Raw genomic sequence first — 2,260 nt, 5'->3', positions numbered from 1 at the left:
CCGCGGTCGTCGAGGCGAGGGCGGGGCTGGACCGGATGGCCGCGGTCAGCTCGGCGTCGCTCTGCGGGGAGAATCCGGTGATCACCACGATCGCCTGCGGGTCGAGGGCGGCGACCTGCTCGGCGGACAGGCTCGCGAAGTCGCTGTCCTGGTCGGCGGCGATGTTCTGCCCGCCGGCGAGGGTGATGATGCCGTTGGCGAGCCCGGAGCCGCCCTGGGTCATCAGCGGCTGACCGGTCTGCGGGGCAGAGGACAGCGCCAACACCCGCACCGGTGCGGTGCCGGGGGCGGGGGTCGCGGCCGCGACCTGGGCCTTGATCCGGTCGACGAGCTGCGTGCCCTGCGCCTCCGCGCCGAACACGGCCGCGGTCTGCTGGACGAACGTGTAGGTGTCGTCGATGTTCTGCACCGGCGAAGGGGCGTCGTCGCAGGCCACGAGGCTGGCCGCGCCGGCCTGCTGCAGCCGTTCCACCGAGGGGGTGCCGTCGAAACCCCCGAAGCTGTAGCTCGAGATGCCGACCACGAGGTCGGGCTTCGCCGCAACGACCGACTCGGTGTTGCCCTGTCCGGGGTCCAGCACCGGGATCGAGTCGAGCTCGCTCCGCTCGGCTCCGGTGAAGGCGGTGAAGAAGTCCGGGGCCGCGGTGCCGACGATCCGCTCACGCTGGCCGAGCGCGGTCAGGATCGCGGCGGCGCCGCCGTCCATGGTGACCACGCGCTCCGGCGCGGCCGCGAGCTGCGGCACCGGCGGGCAGGCGGGCGCGGCCGGGTGGCCTGCCCCGCCCGCGGACGACCCGCTCGTGTCCATGCCCTCGTGGCCCGCGTGGTCGCCGGCGGCCGGTCCACCGCCGCCGCACCCGGCCAGCAGCACGGCCGTGGCGACGGCGGCCAGCGCCGTCGTGATCGCCCGTCGATGTCGTCGCACCCTCACACGCCCTTCATCAGAATCGTCGTCGGAACACCTCACGAGTCGCAGTTCGGGAGCGTCCGGTTCCTCCGTTCGTCGGCACTCCTGTATGATATGCATCGCGCCGTTCGGCCGTAAGGCCCGGGAACTCGACCCCGCCTGGTCACGACTCGTCACTCGACAGTGGAGAATCGGGGGCACGAGATGGCCGGAGGCACAGCGGCGGACCCCGTCGGCGGGGTACGTGACGACCGGGCCGCGGTCGCAGTCGCGGGACTGCTGTCGTTCGTGGCGATGTTCGACATGAACGTCGCCACCGTTGCCCTGCCGCGGATCGCGGACGGCTTCGGCGCCGATCCCCGGCCGGTCCAGTGGGTCGTGCTTGCGTACGCGATCCCGGCCGTGGCGTTGCTGCTGCCCGCGGGACAATGGTTGGACCGGGTCGCCGTGCGGCCCGCGCTGATTGCGGCCGTCGGTATCTTCGCCGCTGCGAACTTCGCGGCCGTGGTCGCGCCGTCGCTGCCGGTGCTGGTCGGCCTGCGCGGGCTGCAGGGTGTGGGCGGCGCAGTGCTGATGGTGCTGATGCCGGTGCTCGCGATGGCCGCGGTCGCCCCGCAGCGGCGGGGCCGGGCGATGGCGGTGCCCGCGACGGCCGGGCCGGTCGGCGGGGTGCTGGGCCCCGCGGTGGGCGGGCCGCTGATCGAGCTGGCGGGCTGGCGCGTCGCGTTCGTCCCCGCGGTACTGGTGTCGCTACTCGCTGTCGTGCTGGTCCGCCGGTCCCGGATCCCCGCCGGGAGGTTCACCGGACCGGACGGGCCTGGCCTGGCCGACGCCGCTCTGCTCATCACCGGTCTCGGACTCGCGTGTGCGGTCGCCACCGGTGTCCTCACCGGTCCGGCGGTGGTGGCCACGGCGGTCGCGGTCGCGGTCGCTGCGCTCGCCACGTGGGCGTCGCGCCCCGGGGCCCGCTCGGTCGCCGCGGCGCTGCTACCGCGTGGCGCTGCGCCCGCCGTGGCTGTGGCGCTGCTCGCCGGGGCGTTCGCGGCCGCCTCGTACCTGGTCGCCGTCGGGCTGCAGACCGGGGGCTCCGGGCCCGCCGCCGCCGGGCTGGCGCTGTTGGCGTTCCCGCTGGGGATGGTCGTGGCCGGGCCTGCGGCGGGCCGGCTCGCCGACCGCTACTCTCCGCGTGCGGTCGCCATCGCGGGCGGCGTCCTCGCCGCGGTCGGCTTCGCGGTGCTCGCCGGGCTGCCCGACGCGGAGTCCTGGAACCCGGTCGACTGATCTGCTACCGCCGCCTCACCAAGCCGAAGCCGAAGCCGAAGCCGAGATGATGGTCGACCCAGCCCTCGCTGA

The 2,260-nt window shown here is 74.7% G+C and carries 2 protein-coding genes; one reads left to right on the top strand and one right to left on the bottom strand.

All coding sequences use genetic code 11. The features are described 5' to 3' along the window. The coding region (locus tag Ae505Ps2_RS30070) for an ABC transporter substrate-binding protein (RefSeq protein WP_075554450.1) at positions 1 to 925 on the bottom strand (925 nt) is incomplete at its 3' end. Between the two features lie 186 nt (positions 926 to 1,111). On the opposite strand from Ae505Ps2_RS30070, the gene Ae505Ps2_RS30065 reads away from it, so the two are divergent. After that, on the top strand, positions 1,112 to 2,188 hold the full coding sequence (locus tag Ae505Ps2_RS30065) for an MFS transporter (protein ID WP_075313199.1): 1,077 nt from the start codon (positions 1,112 to 1,114) through the stop codon (positions 2,186 to 2,188). Positions 2,189 to 2,260 lie beyond the last annotated feature (72 nt).

The organism is Pseudonocardia sp. Ae505_Ps2, assembly GCF_001932425.1.
Classification (GTDB): domain Bacteria; phylum Actinomycetota; class Actinomycetes; order Mycobacteriales; family Pseudonocardiaceae; genus Pseudonocardia.
This window is presented reverse-complemented; position numbering and strand designations above follow the sequence as displayed.

Excerpts from the sequence above, each read along its gene's own strand:
- Ae505Ps2_RS30065 (WP_075313199.1), top strand. The coding sequence starts at position 1,112 with ATGGCCGGAGGCACAGCGGCGGACCCCGTCGGCGGGGTACGTGACGAC.